The organism is Bradyrhizobium sp. NAS96.2 (genome assembly GCF_001908235.1).
Classification (GTDB): Bacteria; Pseudomonadota; Alphaproteobacteria; order Rhizobiales; family Xanthobacteraceae; genus Bradyrhizobium.
Window position 1 is genome coordinate 1 of record NZ_LGHK01000358.1, and the last position, 1,603, is coordinate 1,603.

The window sequence follows — 1,603 nt, forward strand, 5'->3', positions numbered from 1 at the left end:
CTGCTCGAGCGCGGTTTTGCCGTCCTTTGCCTTATTGGCGCGGGCCTGGCGCAGCTGCTTGATGTCCACTCGCATGGATCAGTGACTCCTGGTTTGTTGGGGTTTGCCTGGACGGAGAAAGAGCCCGCGTTCCCGCTGTCCAGGCGACGGCGCGGGTCGAGCAACTCAGGAACTGAAACGGAAAAAGCGGCCTCGAGGCCGACGACAGGCGATCAAAGGCTGAAAAATAGATTGGCCGGACAGACGTCCGGTCTTTTCTAATAAGTCGACGTTCCGAACGTCAGAGCGCCCTTCGGCTAAGGGGCCACGAGGCGACATTCAAGCCCGATGAGAACCCGCGACTGAGGGCCTCAACGCTTCGGCCGTAAACTCCGTTGAAAGGCTCTTCGGAGGCCGGCCGGCCAAATGTGCGCACTTCGAATAACCAGGCTCTCGGTAAATCGTATCGCGCCGAGGACGCGAGGCACTACCGCTTCGGCCTATTTTGAAGAGCATGAGAGAAAAAGTCGCGGGCTATCGCATCTAGGGCTGCGGAGATTTGCTCGCTAGCCTCCCGGGTGCCGGCAGATTTTCCTTCGCAGCGTTCGGCCTCGCGAATGTAAGCCAGAGATAATTCGCGCAAGCGCTGGAGTTCCGAGTCATCAGGTAAGGGTGCAATTTCAGCCAACAGTTGCTGCGCGCGCGCGCGCGCGCGTTCGTTTCGATAGCCATCCATGACAGCCTCCGAGGAACTTACATTTGTGAGAGTTTCTGATCAGTTCCTCTGCCGAACTGTAGCGTTCGCAGGAGAGGAAGGCCTTTGAGATCGGCTCGCCGATCAGGCCAAACGCGCGCCACTATGTGAGGTTCCTGACATAGCGCCGATTTTTGACATCCGTCGAAGTCAGCCCTTACGTGATGGGACCTAGCAGCCTCGCGTAATGGCGCTTCACGGCCCCGTAGCACTCACACGCGCTGTCTTGGAGTGCTTCCACATCGAGAATCTGGATTTTCCCGCGGGCATATTTGATCAGGCCGGCAGATTGCAGGGTGTGCGCGACGACAGTTACACTGGTTCGCCTAACTCCCAACATTTCCGCTAAATATTCCTGCGTGAAAGGTAGAGTGTCGCTGCCCGCCAGGTCCCTGGCCCGCAGCAGCCAACGGCAAAGACGGGACTGTACATGGTGCAACGCAAAACAAGCCGCCGACTGTTGCGCTTGCGCATATACGGTCTGCTCATGACGAACGAGCAGGGACAGTAGTTTGGGACTTTGCAATGCAGCCGACTTCACTCCGTTGAGGCTGCTAACGACGATGTCACCGGACAGTTGGACAATTCCGCGGCTGAGAGAAATTCGTCCGTCAAGCGCTGCCGAGGCCCCGACGACGCCATCCGAGCCGACCATGGCGGCCTCGACCAACTCCCCCGACTCGAGCGTCACGACCAAAGACACCACCGCACTCGTCGGAAAGTAGACGTGCTGGATTTCCTGTTCTGCTTCGAACAAGACCGCATGCTGCTTGAAAGGTGTGATCTTGAGATAGGGCTCAAGTCGTTGGAAGTCGTCCTGGCCGAGCTGGCCGAGCAAAAGGTTCTTCATTATGCGCTCCCGAGGAAAGG

The 1,603-nt window shown here is 58.0% G+C and carries 3 protein-coding genes; 1 reads left to right on the plus strand and 2 read right to left on the minus strand.

Annotation, left to right across the window (positions count from 1 at the left end):
* The coding region (locus AC628_RS45010) for a hypothetical protein (RefSeq protein ID WP_210190339.1) at nt 1-261 on the plus strand (261 nt) is incomplete at its 5' end.
* A gap of 205 nt (nt 262-466) precedes the next feature.
* Here the strand turns inward: AC628_RS45010 and AC628_RS43635 are convergent.
* Nucleotides 467-715 carry a hypothetical protein gene (locus tag AC628_RS43635; RefSeq protein WP_143202095.1) on the minus strand — a complete coding sequence of 83 codons (249 nt, stop codon included), beginning with the start codon at nt 713-715 and terminating at the stop codon, nt 467-469.
* A 175-nt stretch (nt 716-890) separates the two neighbouring features.
* A complete protein-coding gene (locus AC628_RS41235) occupies nt 891-1,583 on the minus strand; it encodes a Crp/Fnr family transcriptional regulator (protein WP_074132527.1) in 693 nt (230 codons plus the stop codon).
* Nucleotides 1,584-1,603: the final 20 nt, after the last annotated feature.

Coding starts and splice junctions, on each gene's coding strand:
- AC628_RS43635 (WP_143202095.1), bottom strand. CDS start 715: ATGGATGGCTATCGAAACGAACGCGCGCGCGCGCGCGCGCAGCAACTG.
- AC628_RS41235 (WP_074132527.1), bottom strand. CDS start 1,583: ATGAAGAACCTTTTGCTCGGCCAGCTCGGCCAGGACGACTTCCAACGA.